Origin of the sequence: Vibrio pomeroyi (genome assembly GCF_024347595.1) — a bacterium.
GTDB classification, from domain to species: Bacteria; Pseudomonadota; Gammaproteobacteria; order Enterobacterales; family Vibrionaceae; genus Vibrio; species Vibrio pomeroyi.
The window spans coordinates 2,586,919-2,606,424 of record NZ_AP025506.1; the positions used below are offsets into that span (position 1 = coordinate 2,586,919).

Consider the following 19,506-nt stretch of genomic DNA (forward strand, 5'->3'; position numbering starts at 1 on the left):
CGTTTAAATATGCAATTATCAAGCCGCAATGGGTCGGCTAATTTATGATTTATTGCCCTTCCCTAGTTTTTATCACTGCTATTATCTGCAATAATGCAGCCTTAATCACACTTATTTGGGCTAACATGACTGTAGAAAACGAAGCTCTGACCCTAAAAAAACGCTTTCGCGGCTATTTTCCAGTGGTCATCGACGTGGAAACCGCAGGGTTTAACGCAGAAACCGATGCATTATTAGAAATCTGTGCCATTACATTAAAAATGGATGAGAACGGAGATCTGCAACCTGCATCAACGCTTCATTTTCACATTGAGCCTTTTGAAGGCGCAAATATAGAGCAGGCAGCATTAGACTTTAACGGAATTAAAGACCCATTTAGCCCATTACGTGGTGCTGTGTCGGAACAAGAAGCCCTTAAAGAAATCTACAAGCTAGTGAGAAAAGAACAAAAAGCTTCAGATTGCAGTCGTGCAATCATGGTAGCTCACAACGCTACATTCGATTTGAACTTCGTTAATGCGGCAAGTGAGCGTTGTAAGCTTAAACGCGTCCCGTTCCATCCATTTGCAACTTTTGACACTGCAGCTCTTAGTGGTCTTGCCTACGGTCAAACCGTTTTGGCTAAAGCTTGCCGCACTGCAGGGATGGAATTTGACAACAAAGAAGCACACTCTGCTTTGTATGATACGCAAAAAACCACAGAGTTATTTTGCGGCATAGTAAACAAATGGAAAGCCCTTGGTGGTTGGCCTCTTGTTGACGAAGAATAAAAATAGAGTCGGTAAACGTTTTTTCGTATTGCCTTCATAAAAAACACAACATCCCGAGAATAATATGAATCCTGTTGTAATTTCAGTTTGCATCATGCTTGTTTTAGCTTTGATGCGTGTAAACGTAGTCGTTGCTCTGACGTTCAGTGCAATTATCGGTGGCGTAGCCTCTGGTATGAGCTTGAACGATGCAGTTGCGGCGTTCGAAAGTGGATTAGGCGGCGGTGCAACGATTGCACTTAGCTACGCTATGCTTGGTACATTCGCTGTTGCTATCTCACGTTCTGGTATCACAGACCTACTTGCTCAAAGCGTTATCAAACGTATTCACGGCAAAGAGAACAGTGCAGCATCGACTGGTCTTAAATACGGCATCCTTGCGTCGTTGATCTTAGTGACCATGTCTTCGCAAAACGTGATTCCGGTACATATCGCCTTCATCCCAATCTTAATCCCACCTCTATTAGGCGTATTCGCAAAAATGAACCTAGACCGTCGTCTGGTTGCGTGTGTGCTGACTTTTGGTTTGATTACACCTTACATGGTTTTGCCGATTGGTTTTGGTGGTATCTTCCTAAACAACATCCTGCTTAAAAACCTTCACGACAATGGTCTTGAAAACGTTGTAGCAAGCCAAGTACCAATGGCGATGTTGTTACCAGCTGCCGGCATGATCTTCGGTCTTCTAACGGCAGTATTCTTTACTTACCGTAAGCCTCGTCAGTACAAAGAAACGTCTCACACGATTGTTTCAACTGAGACAAAAGAGATCAACAAAAAGCACATCCTAGTAGCGGCGGCGGGTATCGTTGCAGCACTAACGGTTCAACTGTCGACGGGTTCTATGATCATCGGTGCTCTTGCTGGTTTCATGGTATTCACATTCGGTGGCGTAATCGCTTGGAAAGAGACACAAGATGTCTTCACCAAGGGCGTTCACATGATGGCAATGATCGGTTTCATCATGATTGCAGCGGCAGGTTTCGCAGCAGTAATGAAGCAAACTGGCGGCGTTGAATCTTTGGTTGAAGCGCTTTCAACCAGCATCGGTGATAACAAGCCTCTAGCTGCACTGCTTATGTTAATTGTTGGTCTATTGGTGACTATGGGTATTGGTTCTTCGTTCTCTACGATTCCAATCCTTGCAACTATCTACGTTCCACTAGCGGCAGCATTTGGTTTCTCACCAATGGCAACGATCGCTCTAGTAGGTACAGCTGCAGCGCTTGGTGATGCGGGTTCTCCTGCTTCTGACTCAACATTAGGTCCAACATCTGGTCTTAATGCTGATGGTCAACACGAACACGTATGGGAAACAGTAGTACCGACGTTCCTGCACTACAACATCCCACTGATCGTATTCGGTTGGATTGCAGCCATGGTTCTGTAATTAGGTTCTGCAGTTAAACAGTCCTACGCTCACTTTTATAAAGACCGCCTCGTGCGGTCTTTTTGTATATAGGGTCTGTTGACCTTTCGAGCTGATTTTTGCAGCGCTTTGTGGGAAATTTCCACAAGGCAGAGGCTTTGAAGTGTAGCAAGCCTACATGAAAAGCCGATAACGCAGTAGAAATGAACCACAAAGGCTGCCCGAAGGGTTCGGCTAGAATCGTTTTATGCTTTGTTAAGAAGTATTTACTTAGAGTGACTAGGCTACATACTCCTTGCCGCGCCTAAAACGATTCTATCTCGAACAAAATTTAACCACGAAAAGTCAACAGACCCTAGCCTCTTTCCCCTTTTATCTCTAACTTTAGAAACGCGCTAACCCTCTGAACCAACATCACTTTCTATACATTATTCCGTGCGCATTGATATGCAACTTATGGCTATTCATTAAATTCACTTCTACACTTAAGTGTTTAATAAATAAGCCGCTAATTCATAGAGAACACCAATCACAGTAAGTAAATGATCAGAAATAGCGCAGGAAAAAGGTTCGAGAACAAGGCAGATTTTTTGGTAAGTAGTTATTCTACAATCAAAAATTCTAACGCAGTTATCGAGCGTTTTAACCAGCTAGGATGATTAGTTATTTACTACGATTGGTGTAATAAAGTGGCAAGGCTCAATACGTCAGAAGGCTACTATATGGATATACTCGCCCGATCGCGCTACCTCATCATTGATGACAGCAGCGTTATTCAAAGTGCGACACGCGCACTGCTTATCAAACTCGGTGTTCCGAACAACAATGTAATCAGCGCCTCCAACGCCCAAAATGCGATTGAGGCTTGCCGTGCACATCGATTCGATATCTTACTGATTGACCATGATTTAGGCTCAGGTAGTAATGGCTTACAGCTGCTTGAGTTTTTGCAGCAGAAAGAGTTAATCAAACCACAAACCCTTGTGTTTATTGTGACGGGTAATGATAGCCAAGACATCTTCTTTGGTTATGCTCACTTCGAACCTGATGGCTACCTGATCAAACCAATAAGAGCCGATGACATCATAAAACGAGTGACATCAGCCCTGTGTCGACAGCAATACTTTTCGGCACTAGAGCAAGCCTATCTTAAGAATGGGCTCAACGCGGTAAAGCCACTCTTTGGTAAAGCTCCTGACCCATCGACATTGAAAGACGCTATTATCTACATGGCGAACATTCTGATTAAGAATCACCACCTAGATGAAGCACAAGCCATGTTGAATGGATTGTTGCAGCTCCATGATTACTTGCCAGCCAAGGTCAAGCTGGTTGAAATCCATATCGATAAACAGAATTATCACGACGCGCTCAGTCAGATAGATGGCTTGATAGAAAACAATCCACGTAACATCAAATTGCAGCAACTTAAGGTCAAAATCTGTCTCAATACCAGTGACTTCGAATCGGCTAACGAGCTAATCGACCAAGTGCTCACCGTAAATGGCAGTAATATTGAGCTGACCAACACCATGGTTTGGCTACAACTATTAGATAAAAACGTTGAACAAGCGACCCTACACCTCAAATCGCTTGCTCAACTCATTCCCCACTCGATTTGGGACTCTGCGGGTAAGCGAGCACTGATCTTATGGGCAGACAGTTTAACCCTCACTCAAAAAGAACTAGCACTTTGGAAACCAGAAGGTGCATGGCAAAGACTCTCTCATTCTGAAAAGTCACACGCACTCAGTAAGCCGTTGTTGAAGCTTTGTCGCACCTTACAGCTCATTCAACTCGAACAACATGAGGTTGCAAAGGAGCGCATTGATAGCATTTCGATGAATGAGTTCTCAGACAATGATGTCGAAGCCTTCTTCTTGTTGGCACTGTGCTATCAAGCCTTGGGTCTACAAGACAAAGTCGATCAAATAAAGCGCCAAATTGAGATCCATCTAAAAGCAGACCACACCAGCCTCGCCCTTTTGCAACGTATGGCATTACAACAAGCAGACAATTTTGCATTACCCACACTAACCAAAGCACCTTTGGCCGCCGTTAGTTGAGCATGCCGTCAAACCCAAATGAGTACGTAAACGACAGGATGTCTTTATGCAGAACAATGCTACAAAAACGAAAACGTGGTGTGTCGCCTTTCTATTGAGTTGCCTTACGGTATTCATGTGGCCACTGCACAGCCTTGCTGAAAGCACACCCCTAGAAAACTCGTCGAATAACCAAGTTGTATTACGTGTCGGCCTGCCTTCTTACAACATGGTTCCTTATAGCTATCAACATCAAACGCCCTCTGGGAACATTGTTTCTGAAGGGCTACTTATCAATATGTTGGACGAGGTATCAGCGAACGCTGGCTTCAAATATCAGATTGAGCTGTACCCAACATTTAGCGGCGTACTCAGTGCATTTGAAAGAGGTGAATTGGATTTGTTGGTCGGTGTCTCTTCGACCAAAGAGCGCCAAGAATATATGACGTTCAGTGAGCCGATGTTCTCGATTCGACGAGCGGTCATTACTCAAAATCTGAAAATAAACGACTTGAGTGAACTGGCAACCGCAAACTTAGCGCTAGAGAAAGGGTTTGCGCTCAATGACCTTCTTCCTAGTTTGCTTCCAGAGAGTCGAATTACCACGCTAGACAGCACACAAGCGGCCTTCACAGCGATTGAAGAGAATCGTGTTGATGCTTACATTGGTGATGCACTTGCGCTTTCTGCGTTACTGCGAGAACAACCTAAAGACTCACTTACACTGTCGGTCCTTCCCGACTTGCCAGCCGATCACTTGCACTTTGCGGTCAAAAAAGGAAAACACAAACTACTCAGCCGAATCAATTTCGCTTTAGAGGACATCAAGGAAGGTTCTCTGCAATCGATTTACAATCAATGGCTTGCTCCCTCTCAACACTCGATGTTGCTGGATTATGGAACATTGAATTTAACTCAAGACGAAAAGAACTGGCTTGATAACAACCCGTCCATCCCTGTAGGCACACACTCCAATTGGTATCCTTACGACTTTACCAACGAGCAACAGCAACACTCCGGCTTATCTGCTGACGTCTTAAATCTAATAAGTAATGTGCTCGGCGTGTCATTTAAAAGTACCACTTACCTAACACCAGAAGCAGCAGAGGTCGCATTCAATAATGGTGAGACTATGGTGCTAACCAACATCACGCCAACCACAGATAAAATCCGATACATGGACTTCACTCAAGCTTACAGTTTTGAACCTTGGGTGTTATTGAGTCGCTCTGATCGATTAGGCAACTTTGCGCCAAGTGGCACCGAAGCGATTGGTGTGATTGAAAGTTCGGGAGGCACAACGGTTCTACCTTCTCTCTGCCTGACTTGCCAAGCCGTCCCTTACATCAATCACGTCAGCGCTTTCCAAGCATTACAGAAAGACGAAATCAGTTTTGCGCTTGCTTCACTTCATCATGCCGCGCCTTTATTGCATCAAGACTATGTAGGGCAATTCAAAATCACCGGCACCATCAACGAACAAAACAGCGCACCACTGGCTTTAGCCGTTAACTTCCGCCACCCCATGCTGTTGAGTATTCTCAACAAAGCCATTGGCGCATTGCCTGCCAATGAACTTGAACGCTTGGAGAAAAAATGGCTGACCTATGAATACCAAGAAGGTTTGTCGCCACGCGAAGTGGCTAAATGGTCGGTGATCATCGGGCTTGGGATCTTTGTGGTCATTTTCGTGATCGTATTCTGGAACCGTAAAATGGCGGCGGAAATCGAGCAGCGAAAAGTCGCAGAACAACGCGCCAAAGCCGCAGAAGCCCATTTACAAACATTGGCCGACAACATTGATGGGGTGGTACTAAAACATATTCAAACGCACCCTCAACAGCCTTTGAATATCCAGTTTAGCTTCGTCAGTGCCGGTGTAACCGATATGTTCGGCTTATCCGTGGATAGTGTAAAAGAGCACCCTCAAAATCTGTTTGGTCTAATCTCTGAGGAGGACTTGCCCCAGTTTGAAGCCAGTATGCTTGATGCTATTGAAACCGGGCATTGGGAAAGCGAACAGCAAGTACAGTTAGAATCTGGTGAAGTGAAATGGGTGAAATTTAATAGCCAAGTATCAAACGGCCACGCTATCGAATGGAACACGGTGATTACAGACATCACCCTACTGAAAAAACAGCAACAGGCTTTAGACAATGCTCGCCAGAAAGCAGAAAGTGCCACCGCCGCTAAGTCGCAATTCCTAGCGACTATCAGCCATGAGGTTCGCACCCCAATCAGTGGGATCTTAGGATTACTGGAATTAATGCAAGAACATCAGCTGAGTGAAGAGTTACTCAACTTACACGGAGGATTGAATCAGTCTGCTCGTAACTTACTGCACATCGTTAATGACGTACTCGATTACTCCAAGATTGAAGCGGGAAAACTAGAGCTTAACCCGACCGAGATCGAACTTGGCAAAGTACTAGCGCGCATCGTACAGCCGCAATCCATTCACGCGCAGCAAAAAGGCTTGGCCTTCCACTATTGGCAAGACCCAAACCTTGCTCAATGGTTGTTTGCGGACGACATACGACTCCATCAGATTCTGAACAACTTCCTCAATAATGCGATTAAGTTCACCGAACACGGGACAATTTCATTACATGTCGACGTCATTGAGAAAAACGAACATCAACAAACAATTAGCCTCACCGTCTCAGACACGGGCATTGGTATCCCGAAAGACAGACAACAAAGTTTATTCCAACCTTTTGAACAAGCCGACAAAACCACCAGCCGCCGCTTTGGGGGCACAGGGCTTGGGCTGTCTATCGCCTTGAAGTTAATTGAACAGATGAATGGCACGATAGAGTTGTCGAGTGAAGAAGGAAAAGGCAGCCACTTTACAGTTACCGTTACCCTCCCAACTTGTACGCCTGAACAGGCAGTCAGCAACGCCTTGGCTCTGCCACAAACCCTGCTATGTACTTCGAATGTTGAGAATACTATTGAACTAGGTGTGGGCAATCACTCTTACGAGGTGTATGTGGTTGGTTACGTGCTTCAACAAGAAGAGCTGTGTCGATATCTAAAACACTTCGGCCTTGAACCTAAGGTTCTGCATATTAATCAAAAGCACCTGCTCAAAGAAATGGTCGTCAAACATCAGCCAAAACACATCTTTGTAGCAATGTCTGTATGGCAACAGTTGGCGATTACCGATGCCTGGATTCAACAACATGCGAGCTCAACACGATTCACCGTGATCAACCAAAATCCAATGCTCTCGCCTGAGCCTTTAGGCAACTCGTGGTGTTTGTCGGTTAATCCATTCCTGCCCGATAACTTGGTTCACGTTCTAACGAAGCCCGTCAGTCACGATAATCTAATCTCGCCATTAGACAACGAAACTAAAGCGCCGATCGCCACAGAGACTCGCGAACAAGCTGAACTCAACGGCAGGCTGATTCTGGTCGCGGAAGATCACCCCATCAACCAACAAGTCATCGCTAAGCAGCTTGAAAATATCGGTGTCCACGCCGACATCGTTGATAACGGAGTGTTGGCTCTGAACGCCTTGAAAGATAAACGCTATGGCCTATTGCTAACCGATTGCCACATGCCCGAAATGGACGGATACACACTTGCCTCAAGCATTCGTCAAATAGAACAACGCAAAGAGGAACTTAATCAAGAAACTCAAAGACTGCCAATCGTCGCGCTGACGGCAAATGCAGTGCAAGGTGAAGATGCTAACTGCTACGCACACGGCATGGATGACTTCTTGGTTAAACCCGTATCTATTAAGCAGATGAGATTAACCATTGAGAAGTGGTTACCCACAACCGACGCTTCCAACCCGACTCGTGAAACTGATGTTTACGATGCAGAGGAATTAGATACACAGAACCAGGAAGTCAGTGCTTCATCAAACTCTTCACCTAAAGACGAGGAAACCAATAAAGACGAAGAAGTCAATGAATTTTCGATGCTGTTCCAAGGTATTGAACAGAGCTTTGAGGATAATCAGAGCCTAGAGGCAAGCGAAGATCTCGTTCCTGCAAGCACCCACGACTCCTTCAGCGATACAAACAATCAAGTGATCGACTACGCCGCACTCTATGATCTCTTCGAAGATCACGATGTAGTAATGACCTTGCTTGATGAGTTTGCCGTAAGCTTCATTGAAGAGAATAAACAGATACACGAGCTGTGGGCTAACAAGGAATACCGAGAACTTAAAACCACGGCACACCGACTTAAAGGCGCGGCCAAAATGGTGGCATGTGACACGATTGCTTCTCCGCTCGCAATCATTGAGGCACAAGCAAACGATCTAGGAACCGAAGCCACGGACTTAGAAAATGTTGAATCAACAATTGACGCATCAATCGAAGAAGTATTGGCAACATTCGAACGGTTTACAGAGGAGATAAACCAACTACGTCAGACAAAAGAAAAGGCTTACTCTTATGAGTAAGCCTTAGAAGTCGTTGCGTCAATACAGACAGCTCTCGCTGAATTATGCAGCGGGGGCGTTATTCACTAGAATTTCGCGAATAGACTTAAGCGTCGCTTCCGTTGAATGGTAATCCAACTCAACTTCACTAAAAATGCCATTCACTTCAAGCATTAACGTTGGGTAAGAAAACACACCCATCGCTTCTTTAAAGCCTAACTGGTCATCTAATTCACTTTCCAATAACTTACTAGAAAGGTCATTTTCAAACTGTTGTACGTTCATGCCTAGCTCTTCAGCCAACTGCAGGTGCGTTTCTTGACTGTGTGGCAACATCGCACGAAGGTAGTACGCATGTTGAATCGCTTCCAGCATCGCTTCATAGTGATCTTGAAAACCTGCGGCAATTACAGCACGGCACGCAGGGTAAGTGCTGCGAACAGGCTTACACTCAGTCCAAAATTCGTGGTTAAACTCGGTACCTAGCTTAGCTTCGATCTGCTTCCAGATCGCTTGCAGCTTGCCTTTCATCTCTTCTGACATCGGCTCATCAGAATCCGGAGCCAAGCCACCCACTACATAGTTAAACTCAATGCTCGCAGGCAATTGTTGCTTCAACAACTCAAGCGTTGGCTTGTATCCCCAACACCAACTGCACATTGGATCATGCACATAATGAAGTTTTACGTTCATTGTTCGTTCCTTATCGAGTCGACTCTTCTATCAATTCCAACAAAAAAGGAGCCTGATTAAGGCCCCTCATTTTAACTATTCAGCGCAAAGGCTAGAGCTTACTCAGCGTCATCACCAGCAACTTTAGCTGCTGCTTCTTTGATGATTGGCTGAAGTTCGCCTTTTTGGAACATCTCAAGAATGATGTCACAACCACCGATTAGCTCACCTTCAACCCAAAGTTGTGGGAAAGTTGGCCATTGTGCGTAAGCTGGAAGCTCTGCACGGATATCAGGGTTTTGTAGAATATCTACGTAAGCAAATTTCTCGCCACATGCCATTAGAGCTTGAGACGCTTGAGAAGAGAAACCACAGCTAGGTAGCTTAGGAGAACCTTTCATGTACAGTAGAATAGTGTTTTCTTCAATTTGCTGTTTGATTTTATCGATAGTTTCCATTGCTTCCTCGTTAATGGATTACGGCTTTTATTGCCTTTATTCTACCCCAAACCAAAAGAATAAAAACCATATAAAAAAAGCGGTTAACAAGCTAAGCTAACAATTCACACAAAAGTGATGAAATAAGCTTTTAATAAAGTAAAAACTTGCTAAACTATATCGCAAGTCAGCAAATTGACCATGGTTGGCAGTATAGCGAGCCATGAATAATAATATCACTGGAAGCAATCGAAAGAGTTAACTCTTTCATATCAATGGAGAATTGAGCAATGGCATTTGAACTACCGGCTCTTCCTTACGCGAAAGACGCACTAGAACCACACATCTCAGCAGAAACGCTAGATTTCCACCACGGTAAGCACCACAACACTTACGTTGTTAAGCTAAACGGTCTTATCCCAGGTACTGAGTTTGAAGGCAAAACACTAGAAGAGATCGTTAAGACTTCTACTGGTGGTGTTTTCAATAACGCTGCTCAAATCTGGAACCACACGTTCTACTGGCACTGTCTTGCTCCTAAAGCAGGCGGCGAACCAACTGGCGCTGTTGCAGAAGCTATCAACGCTGCATTCGGTTCTTTCGAAGAATTCAAAGCGAAATTCACTGATTCAGCAATCAACAACTTCGGTTCTTCTTGGACTTGGTTAGTTAAGAAAGCTGACGGTTCTCTAGACATCGTTAACACTTCTAACGCTGCTACTCCTCTAACAGAAGAAGGTGTTACTCCACTTCTAACTGTTGACCTATGGGAACACGCTTACTACATCGATTTCCGCAATGTTCGCCCTGACTACATGGCTGCATTCTGGAACCTAGTAAACTGGTCTTTCGTAGAAGAGAACCTAGCTAAGTAATCTATTACTTAAGCTACGCTATTTATAGCGAGTTACCTGTTAAAAGCTCATGCCTCGGCGTGAGCTTTTTTGTATTTGTCGTATTCCTATCAATACGAACATGACGAAAAAAATCAGCCAATCAAGCCTGCTTTTTAACCTATTCTTACCTTTCTTAATCGCCCTGCATAAATTCTCTATTCGCCTGTAATTAAAGGCTAAAGTTTGCCGACTCCATGCCGTTAAAGGTGTATCAAACGAGAGGCGTCATGCAAATACATACTTTAGACAAAGCAGGAATCATCAACGAACTGAAGTTCGGCATCGGAATCAGCCAAGCGGTTGAGCAAGGTCGCCGTGCAGATTTCGCGTTGCTGCTATCTATGTTTTCTAATGATGTTCGCGATTGCACGCCCATCGATACCATTGAAGTTACAGAAACAAACGAAGATCGCCTACGCAAGCAATTTGGCGTAGCAGAACCACAGCAACTGCGTTCAAACCAATCTTCATATGAGATTTCAGCGCAACAATCTAATCATTTTCATCAGGCTAGCCTTGCCAGCGCAAAACTCAGCCATTACTTGAAACCCGAAGCCTTGGCTTTTATGCCTGAAGATACGGCTGACTTCCCGGAAGAGGTTTACCAAAACCTTTCAGGTCACGATCGACGTAAACTGGCGAACAAGCATGTCCCTGACTTGCCTCATGCCACACTCTATAACGAGCTATCGACTGCCCAACGTCAGTATCAAATTCAAGCTCAGGTATAACTTCAGCCCCGCTTTCTCGATTTATTTCTGCCTCTCTATCGACTTTGTTCAATTCACTTTCTTAAATGATTCACGTGAGTGATATGAGCCACCAGCCTTGGGCATACTCGAAACACCCGTTGTCGATTACCGCTTGAAGTTACTACAAAATGTGACGTGCCACTAAGTTCATAAAAACTTATTAATTGGCGCACCTTAGTTTGAACCAATTCACACCCATTGTATGAAATTTAACCCATTCTTATCCGACACGGATGATTTGTTTAGGTACTGGGATGGAAATAAAAAGCTCAATCATATTGGTGACATCTGCCGGCTCGCGACTGGGAGGGACGATTGCGAACCACTTTGTTAACCTTGGAGCCACAGTCATCCTTTGTGATAACGATACCGAAGCACTTCAGGCTACCTATTTACAGTGTGCCCGATTCTCTGATTCTGTTTACCACTACCCGCTCGAAAGTCATGACAACCAATCGATTCTCAGCGTGTTTGATTTTATCCAAACCACTTTCAACACCACACCCGATGTATTGGTCAATAACTGGATAAGCTCACCAATGCCAAGCCTAATTGGTGATCAGCCCGTCAGCAGCTTTATTAATGATCTTTCTTCTATGGCATCGACCCTTTTCGCATTTGGTCAAATCAGTGCAGAGAGATTACGAGATGAAAAGAAAGAAGGCGTGATTGTGAACGTGATATCACACGATGATTTTCATGACGTATCTGGCTTAGAGAGCGCGAACTCCATGATCACCGGATTCACACACAGTTGGGCCAAAGAACTCACCCCGTTTAAGATCCGTGTTGGTGGTGTCGTTCCCGCGATTCACAATGCCGATGGCAAGTTCAACCGTTGTCATTGGGCACAACTGCAAGATGAACTCACCCGAACCGCAGAGTACATTATCTCTAATGATTATTTTAGCGGGCGTGTTGTTGCGGCAGAGGTTTAGCCTCGCCTATTCCTGCTCAGATAAAGTTCCTGATCTAAGGGCAATTCACAAATCAACAGCATAAAAAAAGCCCCAGTCTTTCGACTGGGGCTTTAAACTTTTCCCGATAGATAAGTATCGTGCTAGCGAAAACTTATCTCAAAACTAATGCTTACTTATTATGCGTTAGCTTTTTCTTTTTTAGCTTTTGGTGCTTTCGCTTCAGCTGGTTTTTGGTCAGCTTTCTTAAGGATAACTGTAGTACCTTCGAAAGTTTCACCTTCAACGTATGCTTCGCCGTAGTAAGAAGTTGTTAGTACTTCTTTAAGCTCAGTGATAAGTGGGTAACGTGGGTTAGCACCTGTACACTGGTCATCGAACGCTTCAACAGCTAGCTCGTCTAGTTTAGCAACGAAATCAGACTCGTTAACACCCGCAGCTTGGATAGATAGTGGGATGTCTAGGTCTTTCTTAAGCTCTTCTAACCAAGTCAGTAGACGTTCAATCTTCTGAGCAGTACGGTCACCAGCTTGGCTTAGGCCTAGGTGGTCAGCAACTTCAGCGTAACGACGACGTGCTTGTGGACGGTCGTACTGAGAGAATGCAGTCTGCTTAGTTGGGTTATCGTTCGCGTTGTAACGTACAACGTTTGAGATAAGTAGTGCGTTAGCAAGACCGTGTGGTAGGTGGAACTCAGCACCAATTTTGTGAGCCATTGAGTGACACACACCTAGGAATGCGTTCGCAAATGCTACACCAGCGATAGTTGCTGCGTTGTGTACTTTCTCACGAGCGATTGGGTCAGCCGCACCATTTTTGTAGCTTGATGGTAGGTATTCTTTAAGCATCTTAAGAGCTTGAAGAGCTTGACCGTCTGAGTATTCGTTCGCTAGAACAGATACGTAAGCTTCAAGAGCGTGAGTTACTGCATCGTAACCACCGAACGCTGTTAGAGACTTAGGCATGTTCATTACTAGGTTCGCATCAACGATAGCCATGTTTGGCGTGATTTCGTAGTCAGCTAGTGGGTACTTAGCACCAGTCTTGTCGTCTGTAACAACAGCGAATGGAGTAACCTCTGAACCAGTACCTGAAGTTGTAGTGATACATACAAGCTCAGCTTTTTGACCCATTTTAGGGAACTTGTAGATACGTTTACGGATATCCATAAAGCGCATTGCTAGTTCTTCGAAGTGAGTTTCTGGGTGCTCGTACATAACCCACATGATCTTAGCAGCATCCATTGGAGAACCGCCACCTAGAGCAAGGATTACGTCAGGTTGGAAGCTCTTCATTGCTTCAGCGCCTTTCTCAACAACAGATAGCGTTGGATCCGCTTCTACGTCGAAGAAAGTTTGAACTTCGATGCCTTGTGCTTTAAGCAGGCTAACTACGTCATCAGCGTAACCGTTGTTGAATAGGAAACGGTCAGTTACTAGGAATGCGCGTTTCTTACCTTCTAGGTCGCTCATTGCGATTGGAAGGCTACCACGACGGAAGTAGATAGACTTAGGTAGTTTGTGCCACAACATGTTTTCAGCTCGCTTCGCTACAGTTTTCTTGTTGATAAGGTGCTTAGGACCTACGTTCTCAGAGATAGAGTTACCACCCCATGAACCACAACCTAGAGTTAGAGAAGGTGCAACGTTGAAGTTGTACAGGTCACCGATACCACCGTGAGTAGTAGGGATGTTGATTAGGATACGAGCAGTTTTCATCTTGTCACCGAAGTAACGGATGCGGTCTGCGTTAGTATCTTGGTTAGTGTAAAGACCAGATGTGTGACCGATACCACCGATTTCAACCATAGTTACCGCTTGAGCAACAGCGTCTTCGAAGTCGTCTGCGCGGAATAGACCTAGAGTTGGAGATAGTTTCTCGTGAGCGAACTCGTCATCGTAAGAAACTTTACCAAGACCTTCACCTACAAGTACTTTTGTATCAGCAGGAACTTTAACACCAGCCATTTCAGCGATTGCTGGAGCAGGTTGACCTACGATTTTAGCGTTTAGGTTGCCGTCGATAAGAAGCACTTTACGTACTTTATCTGCGTCAGCTTTAGACAGAACGTGAGCTTTGTGAGAAGCGAAACGCTCTTTAACTTCTTCGTATACATCGCTAACAACAATTGCAGCTTGCTCAGAAGCACATACAACGCCGTTATCGAATGTTTTAGACATTAGGATAGATGCTACAGCACGTTTGATGTCAGCTGTTTCATCGATAACTACAGGAACGTTACCAGCACCAACACCGATAGCAGGCTTACCAGAAGAGTATGCTGCTTTAACCATGCCTGGACCACCAGTAGCAAGGATAAGTGCGATACCGTCGTGCTTCATAAGCGCGTTAGAAAGCTCTACAGATGGTTGGTCGATCCAACCGATGATGTCTTTTGGAGCACCAGCTGCAACAGCTGCGTCTAGAACCAGTTTCGCTGCGTCGTTAGTTGAGTTCTTTGCACGTGGGTGTGGCGAGAAGATGATGCCGTTACGTGTCTTAAGAGAAATTAGAGATTTGAAGATTGCTGTAGAAGTTGGGTTCGTTGTTGGAACGATACCACAGATGATACCTACAGGCTCAGCGATAGTCATTGTGCCTAGGTTATCATCTTCTTCTAAGATGCCACATGTTTTTTCGTCTTTGTATTTGTTGTAGATAAATTCAGATGCAAAGTGGTTTTTGATAACCTTATCTTCAACAATACCCATTCCAGATTCAGCAACTGCTTGTTGTGCAAGTGGAATACGAGCGTGGTTAGCAGCAAGAGAAGCTGCGCGGAAGATTGCGTCTACTTTCTCTTGAGAGAATGTTGCAAACTCTTCTTGTGCTGCTTTAACGCGAGCTACTAGAGCATCAAGTTCCGCTAAGTTAGTTACAGGCATGGTGGATCTCCTAAAATAATAAATATTAAAAACTTTTTATTAAATTCGCTGCTTGCCGTTAACCTTAAACACCAGCGTTCTTAGTAAATTGCTTTCAGGGCTGAGTATATTATTTCACAGTGTGAAAAAAATTGACCCAGATCAGTTACCCAAAAAGAATTAACCAGAAAGTAGTAAGGCAATCGCAAAAATAAACTTAAGACTATGATTTATATGGCTTAATATCACACTTTTCGTTCGTGCAAAAAACAAGCAAACAGACAACTTTTTTCTACATTGCGTCATAAACTGTAAAAAAGTTTCATTTTTAGTCAGCTCACTTACATGTATACGGCCAAAACTGTGCTACTGAGAGTATATCCATACCGTTGCAACGAGCTAGAAACTGTCATAATTTTTATTAAAAGCGTGCGTGAGATAACATTTAGTTCAAATCAAGTTACAACACGAAACACGAGAAAACATTTTGCAACACTGACATTACACATCTCACACTCAATTAGTTTTTCTAAAAAATAGCCCCTTCTTCAAGTTAGTTTTTTTCATTCGCTCTCATTGAATTTGTCCCTTACATTACGCACTCTGACAAAGGTCAGATCAAACCCACTATCCTACTTAACGTTACTGGAGATCGCTCTCATGCAAGGTTTAGAACTCGCAATCTTTATGCAATTCTTCCTTGGGCTTGTTGCAGCCGTAAACCCAATCGGCATCATGCCTGTTTTTGTTTCTTTAACTGCTCATATGCCACCAGAAGAGCGAAACAGGACAGCCTTACAAGCCAACATTGCTGTTGCCGTTATCTTGATTGTCTCGCTTGTTGCAGGGCAAATGCTTCTTGATATGTTTAGCATCTCGTTGGATTCATTCCGCGTTGCAGGCGGTTTACTGTTATTGAGCATCGCATTTTCGATGATGAGCGGTAAGCTCGGTGAAGATAAGCAGAACAAACAAGAGAAATCGGAATACATCAGTAAAGAGCAGATCGGCGTGGTTCCACTGGCTATGCCTCTAATGGCTGGTCCGGGTGCAATCAGCTCGACGATTGTTTACGGTTCTCGCTACCCTGCTGCTATTGATACGGTAGGCATCGGCATTAGCATCATTGCTTTCGCTACCTGTTCTTGGCTTTTATTCCGTTCAGCGCCAGTTATCGTTCGCTTCCTAGGTCAAACCGGCATCAACGTTATTACACGTATCATGGGCTTGATCCTGGGTGCGCTAGGCATCGAGTTCATCGCCAACGGCTTACGTAACCTATTCCCAGGGTTAGCATAACGTTTAGCGAAATTGGCTCGTGTATTGCGAGCAATCAAGATTGATATATAGATGAGGCGAGTAAAGCGATTGGGCTTTCACTCGCCTCGTTATTATGAAGCTTGTATAATGACTGTTAATACATTTAACAGAAGATGAACCTCTCCTTATGTCACGTAAGCCACTTAAGCATCATTTGTACGTCATTATCTTTGGCACTCACACTCCAGCCGGACGCGCATTTGATATTTCACTGATCGTTGCAATCTTGGCTTCGCTGTTGGTGCTTATCTTAGAGTCGATCCCTAATGTGATGACCGAGTGGTCACAACAGTTGCGTTACATTGAATACAGCTTTACTGCCCTCTTTACGCTTGAGTATCTGTTGAGGCTCTATTGCTCTCCAAAACCAAAATCTTATGCCACCAGCTTTTATGGTGTCGTTGACCTGTTAGCGATTCTCCCAACTTACCTAGCGATCATCTTCCCGGGTGCTTCATTTATGGGTGTGGTGAGACTGCTTCGTGTGATGCGTATCTTCCGTATCCTAAAATTGGTTCGCTACCTACAAGATTCCAACATATTGCTGCGCTCATTATTGATGGCGAGACGAAAGATTCTGATCTTCTTCAGTACAGTCGGCATCTTGGTCGTTATCTTTGGTGCTTTGATCTTTGTTATTGAAGGCCCAGAGAATGGCTTCACCAGTATTCCTCACAGTATCTACTGGGCAATCGTGACCATCACAACTGTGGGTTACGGTGACATGGTGCCGCAAACCGCATTAGGTAAGGCTATCGCATCTCTGACTATGCTTTTGGGTTACTCAATCTTAGCTGTGCCGACCGGGATTATTACCGCAGAACTCAGTAATGAAATGAACTCGCACAAAGAGTTGGTCAAATGTCCAAACTGCAACCGTTCAGGCCACGATTCTGATGCCATCTATTGTAAACACTGTGCTAGTGAGTTGGCTGATCCCGACAAACGAGTCGTTACTGAAGATAAAGAATAAACGCCCACAAAAAAGAGCTCCTAAGAGCTCTTTTTGTTTTCTTAACTATCAGACTAAAGCAACTAACAACCGTCGGTAAACACTTCGACTTTATAGTCATCGTTGGCTTCCATTGCAGCCGTATACTTTACATAACACTGCGTTTTCTCGATCGCGCTGTTGAAATCATTTGGAAGAACATCCGACAAATATTCCGATCGGGTAATCAGCCATAAGTCAGGGTCACTTACAGGACCATTATTATGCGCAGCCCACGTCCACTCTGTAGTTAGGTCATGAAACCCAGATTCAATCGCTAAAAAGTTTTCCATTCCCCCCTTCTCAACTGCGGGGTAACCAAACGTCACACGCCCGTAGTCAGAGATCAGATAAGACTCTTGATCTTCCATACCCTCAACAGCGGCTTTTTCGAATGCCAAATCAGAGGCTGTGTGAACCGATGCTCCCAACCCTTCTATAACCGAAGCTCTAGCATCATGTTGTATGTTTAAAAACTTAGGCGCTGCAACAACCGCTAAAACACCAATAATGACGATAACAACAACTAACTCGATCAGAGTAAAACCTTTGAGGTTTGCTTTCATTTTCTAGCTCCAACTTTAAGACGCACGAAATGTAAGGTTTTAAAGTCAGACCTCTGTCATCAGATACAAAAAAAGCGCCCTAAGGCGCTTCTTCTTTAATTATTCTCAGAAATGAGGCAGTTACGCTTTCTCAGCGAGAATAATACGTAATGTACGACGTAGTGGTTCTGCAGCACCCCAAAGCAGTTGGTCACCAACTGTGAATGCGTTTAAGAAGTCGTTACCCATAGACATCTTACGTAGACGACCTACTGGTACAGACATCGTGCCTGTTACTTTAGCCGGAGTCAGTTCTTGCGCAGTGATGTCACGGTCATTAGGAATCACTTTAACCCAATCGTTGTGCGTCGCGATGATCTCTTCGATTTCGTCCATTGGAACGTCTTGCTTAAGCTTGATCGTTAGTGCTTGAGCGTGACAACGCATTGCACCGATACGTACACAAGTGCCATCGATAGGGATTGGCTGACCATCTAGGCCAAGAATCTTGTTCGCTTCAACGCCCGCTTTCCACTCTTCCTTGCTCTGGCCGTTTTCACGCTTCACATCGATCCAAGGAATCAGTGAGCCAGCAAGAGGAGCACCAAATTGGTCTGTTGGGAATGAAGATGAACGAATCGTATCCGCGACCTTCTTATCAATATCAAGAATTGAGCTTGATGGGTTTGCTAGTTCAGAGCTTACGCTGTCGTTGATCACGCCCATCTGTGAGATAAGCTCACGCATGTTTTTAGCGCCAGCGCCCGATGCCGCTTGGTAAGTCATCGCACTCATCCACTCGACCATGCCTTTTTCATATAGGCCGCCTAGTGCCATAAGCATCAAGCTCACAGTACAGTTACCGCCAACGAAAGTGTTGGTGCCGCTATGAATACCTTGTTGGATTTGAGCCAAGTTAACAGGATCAAGAGTGATGATTGAATCAGCGTCCATACGCAGAGTAGAAGCCGCATCAATCCAGTAGCCTTTCCAACCTGCTTGACGCAGCGCTGGGTATACTTTTGACGTGTAGTCGCCACCTTGACAGGTAATCACTGCATCTAGCTGTTTTAGGCTATCAATATCAAAAGCGTCTTGAAGTAGACCAGCATCTTTACCGCCTAAAACAGGGGCAGGAATACCAATCTGAGATGTGCTGTAATAAACAGGCTCAATCAGGTCGAAGTCTTTCTCTTCAACCATACGTTGCATCAGTACAGAACCAACCATACCGCGCCAACCAACTAGACCTACTCTCATCGCTCACTCTCCATGTATAAAATTAAAAATTGCTCTCCCCCATCTATAAGTTTTTCAGAAACAGAACTCAAGTGCTTTTTGTCAAAAAGTGTAACTTTTTCGTTTCTTTTAAGTGAACGTAATGAATCGTGCAGTTATCCCTGTGTCGACACTCAATATCCTCATCACCCATAAAGATCTCAATATCGGCAAATTCAAACATTTGCACGGTAGAAATCGTTGAAATTCAGCCTGATCACAAACAGTAATTCCCTCTTTTAAAT

The 19,506-nt window shown here is 44.4% G+C and carries 14 protein-coding genes; 9 read left to right on the plus strand and 5 right to left on the minus strand.

Annotation, left to right across the window (positions count from 1 at the left end; genetic code table 11):
* The first annotated feature begins 125 nt into the window (after positions 1-125).
* The 4 genes from rnt to OCV12_RS11270 all read left to right on the plus strand — a co-directional run bounded on the left by rnt (position 126) and on the right by OCV12_RS11270 (position 8,610).
* Positions 126-770: a ribonuclease T gene (gene rnt / locus OCV12_RS11255; protein ID WP_017632534.1), complete on the plus strand. Its 645-nt coding sequence runs from the start codon at positions 126-128 to the stop codon at positions 768-770.
* Positions 771-834: 64 nt separating this feature from the next.
* The gene (locus tag OCV12_RS11260) at positions 835-2,160 is read left to right on the plus strand and encodes a Na+/H+ antiporter family protein (protein ID WP_026084414.1); all 1,326 of its coding nucleotides are present in this window, start codon (positions 835-837) and stop codon (positions 2,158-2,160) included.
* A 701-nt stretch (positions 2,161-2,861) separates the two neighbouring features.
* Positions 2,862-4,205 (plus strand): response regulator, encoded by a 1,344-nt coding sequence (locus tag OCV12_RS11265; RefSeq protein ID WP_261884685.1) that lies wholly within the window; start codon positions 2,862-2,864, stop codon positions 4,203-4,205.
* A 46-nt stretch (positions 4,206-4,251) separates the two neighbouring features.
* On the plus strand, positions 4,252-8,610 hold the full coding sequence (locus OCV12_RS11270; RefSeq protein ID WP_261884686.1) for a transporter substrate-binding domain-containing protein: 4,359 nt from the start codon (positions 4,252-4,254) through the stop codon (positions 8,608-8,610).
* A 42-nt stretch (positions 8,611-8,652) separates the two neighbouring features.
* Here OCV12_RS11270 and OCV12_RS11275 read toward each other — a convergent pair whose 3' ends face one another.
* Both OCV12_RS11275 and OCV12_RS11280 read right to left on the minus strand, forming a co-directional pair.
* Positions 8,653-9,282: a DsbA family protein gene (locus OCV12_RS11275; protein ID WP_132761995.1), complete on the minus strand. Its 630-nt coding sequence runs from the start codon at positions 9,280-9,282 to the stop codon at positions 8,653-8,655.
* A 98-nt stretch (positions 9,283-9,380) separates the two neighbouring features.
* Complete coding sequence (locus tag OCV12_RS11280) at positions 9,381-9,719, minus strand: Grx4 family monothiol glutaredoxin (RefSeq protein WP_004741702.1); 339 nt, start codon at positions 9,717-9,719, stop codon at positions 9,381-9,383.
* Positions 9,720-9,988: 269 nt separating this feature from the next.
* On the opposite strand from OCV12_RS11280, the gene sodB reads away from it, so the two are divergent.
* The 3 genes from sodB to OCV12_RS11295 all read left to right on the plus strand — a co-directional run bounded on the left by sodB (position 9,989) and on the right by OCV12_RS11295 (position 12,284).
* Complete coding sequence (gene sodB, locus OCV12_RS11285; RefSeq protein ID WP_004734050.1) at positions 9,989-10,573, plus strand: superoxide dismutase [Fe]; 585 nt, start codon at positions 9,989-9,991, stop codon at positions 10,571-10,573.
* 248 nt (positions 10,574-10,821) lie between these two features.
* Positions 10,822-11,325, plus strand: a complete 504-nt coding sequence (locus OCV12_RS11290; protein WP_261884687.1) for a VC2046/SO_2500 family protein — start codon at positions 10,822-10,824, stop codon at positions 11,323-11,325.
* Positions 11,326-11,600: 275 nt separating this feature from the next.
* Positions 11,601-12,284 (plus strand): SDR family oxidoreductase, encoded by a 684-nt coding sequence (locus tag OCV12_RS11295; RefSeq protein ID WP_017632527.1) that lies wholly within the window; start codon positions 11,601-11,603, stop codon positions 12,282-12,284.
* A 158-nt stretch (positions 12,285-12,442) separates the two neighbouring features.
* Here the strand turns inward: OCV12_RS11295 and adhE are convergent, their stop codons facing one another.
* Positions 12,443-15,148 (minus strand): bifunctional acetaldehyde-CoA/alcohol dehydrogenase, encoded by a 2,706-nt coding sequence (adhE, locus tag OCV12_RS11300; protein WP_132761999.1) that lies wholly within the window; start codon positions 15,146-15,148, stop codon positions 12,443-12,445.
* Between the two features lie 639 nt (positions 15,149-15,787).
* Between adhE and OCV12_RS11305 the strand changes: the two genes are divergently transcribed.
* Together OCV12_RS11305 and OCV12_RS11310 are read left to right on the plus strand one after the other, a co-directional pair.
* Complete coding sequence (locus OCV12_RS11305) at positions 15,788-16,426, plus strand: YchE family NAAT transporter (protein WP_004734056.1); 639 nt, start codon at positions 15,788-15,790, stop codon at positions 16,424-16,426.
* A 148-nt stretch (positions 16,427-16,574) separates the two neighbouring features.
* Positions 16,575-17,420, plus strand: a complete 846-nt coding sequence (locus tag OCV12_RS11310) for an ion transporter (RefSeq protein ID WP_261884688.1) — start codon at positions 16,575-16,577, stop codon at positions 17,418-17,420.
* 62 nt (positions 17,421-17,482) lie between these two features.
* Here OCV12_RS11310 and OCV12_RS11315 read toward each other — a convergent pair whose 3' ends face one another.
* Positions 17,483-18,004, minus strand: coding sequence for a prepilin-type N-terminal cleavage/methylation domain-containing protein (locus OCV12_RS11315; protein ID WP_261884689.1), 522 nt, complete (start codon positions 18,002-18,004; stop codon positions 17,483-17,485).
* A gap of 120 nt (positions 18,005-18,124) precedes the next feature.
* Complete coding sequence (gene asd / locus OCV12_RS11320; protein ID WP_017629874.1) at positions 18,125-19,243, minus strand: aspartate-semialdehyde dehydrogenase; 1,119 nt, start codon at positions 19,241-19,243, stop codon at positions 18,125-18,127.
* Positions 19,244-19,506: the final 263 nt, after the last annotated feature.

Bases quoted from the DNA above. Each gene is read 5' to 3' on its own strand.
- OCV12_RS11260 (WP_026084414.1), top strand. From the start codon at position 835: ATGAATCCTGTTGTAATTTCAGTTTGCATCATGCTTGTTTTAGCTTTG.
- adhE (WP_132761999.1), bottom strand. From the start codon at position 15,148: ATGCCTGTAACTAACTTAGCGGAACTTGATGCTCTAGTAGCTCGCGTT.
- OCV12_RS11295 (WP_017632527.1), top strand. From the start codon at position 11,601: ATGGAAATAAAAAGCTCAATCATATTGGTGACATCTGCCGGCTCGCGA.
- OCV12_RS11270 (WP_261884686.1), top strand. From the start codon at position 4,252: ATGCAGAACAATGCTACAAAAACGAAAACGTGGTGTGTCGCCTTTCTA.
- OCV12_RS11290 (WP_261884687.1), top strand. From the start codon at position 10,822: ATGCAAATACATACTTTAGACAAAGCAGGAATCATCAACGAACTGAAG.
- OCV12_RS11310 (WP_261884688.1), top strand. From the start codon at position 16,575: ATGTCACGTAAGCCACTTAAGCATCATTTGTACGTCATTATCTTTGGC.
- OCV12_RS11315 (WP_261884689.1), bottom strand. From the start codon at position 18,004: ATGAAAGCAAACCTCAAAGGTTTTACTCTGATCGAGTTAGTTGTTGTT.
- OCV12_RS11280 (WP_004741702.1), bottom strand. From the start codon at position 9,719: ATGGAAACTATCGATAAAATCAAACAGCAAATTGAAGAAAACACTATT.
- OCV12_RS11275 (WP_132761995.1), bottom strand. From the start codon at position 9,282: ATGAACGTAAAACTTCATTATGTGCATGATCCAATGTGCAGTTGGTGT.
- OCV12_RS11305 (WP_004734056.1), top strand. From the start codon at position 15,788: ATGCAAGGTTTAGAACTCGCAATCTTTATGCAATTCTTCCTTGGGCTT.
- sodB (WP_004734050.1), top strand. From the start codon at position 9,989: ATGGCATTTGAACTACCGGCTCTTCCTTACGCGAAAGACGCACTAGAA.
- asd (WP_017629874.1), bottom strand. From the start codon at position 19,243: ATGAGAGTAGGTCTAGTTGGTTGGCGCGGTATGGTTGGTTCTGTACTG.
- OCV12_RS11265 (WP_261884685.1), top strand. From the start codon at position 2,862: ATGGATATACTCGCCCGATCGCGCTACCTCATCATTGATGACAGCAGC.
- rnt (WP_017632534.1), top strand. From the start codon at position 126: ATGACTGTAGAAAACGAAGCTCTGACCCTAAAAAAACGCTTTCGCGGC.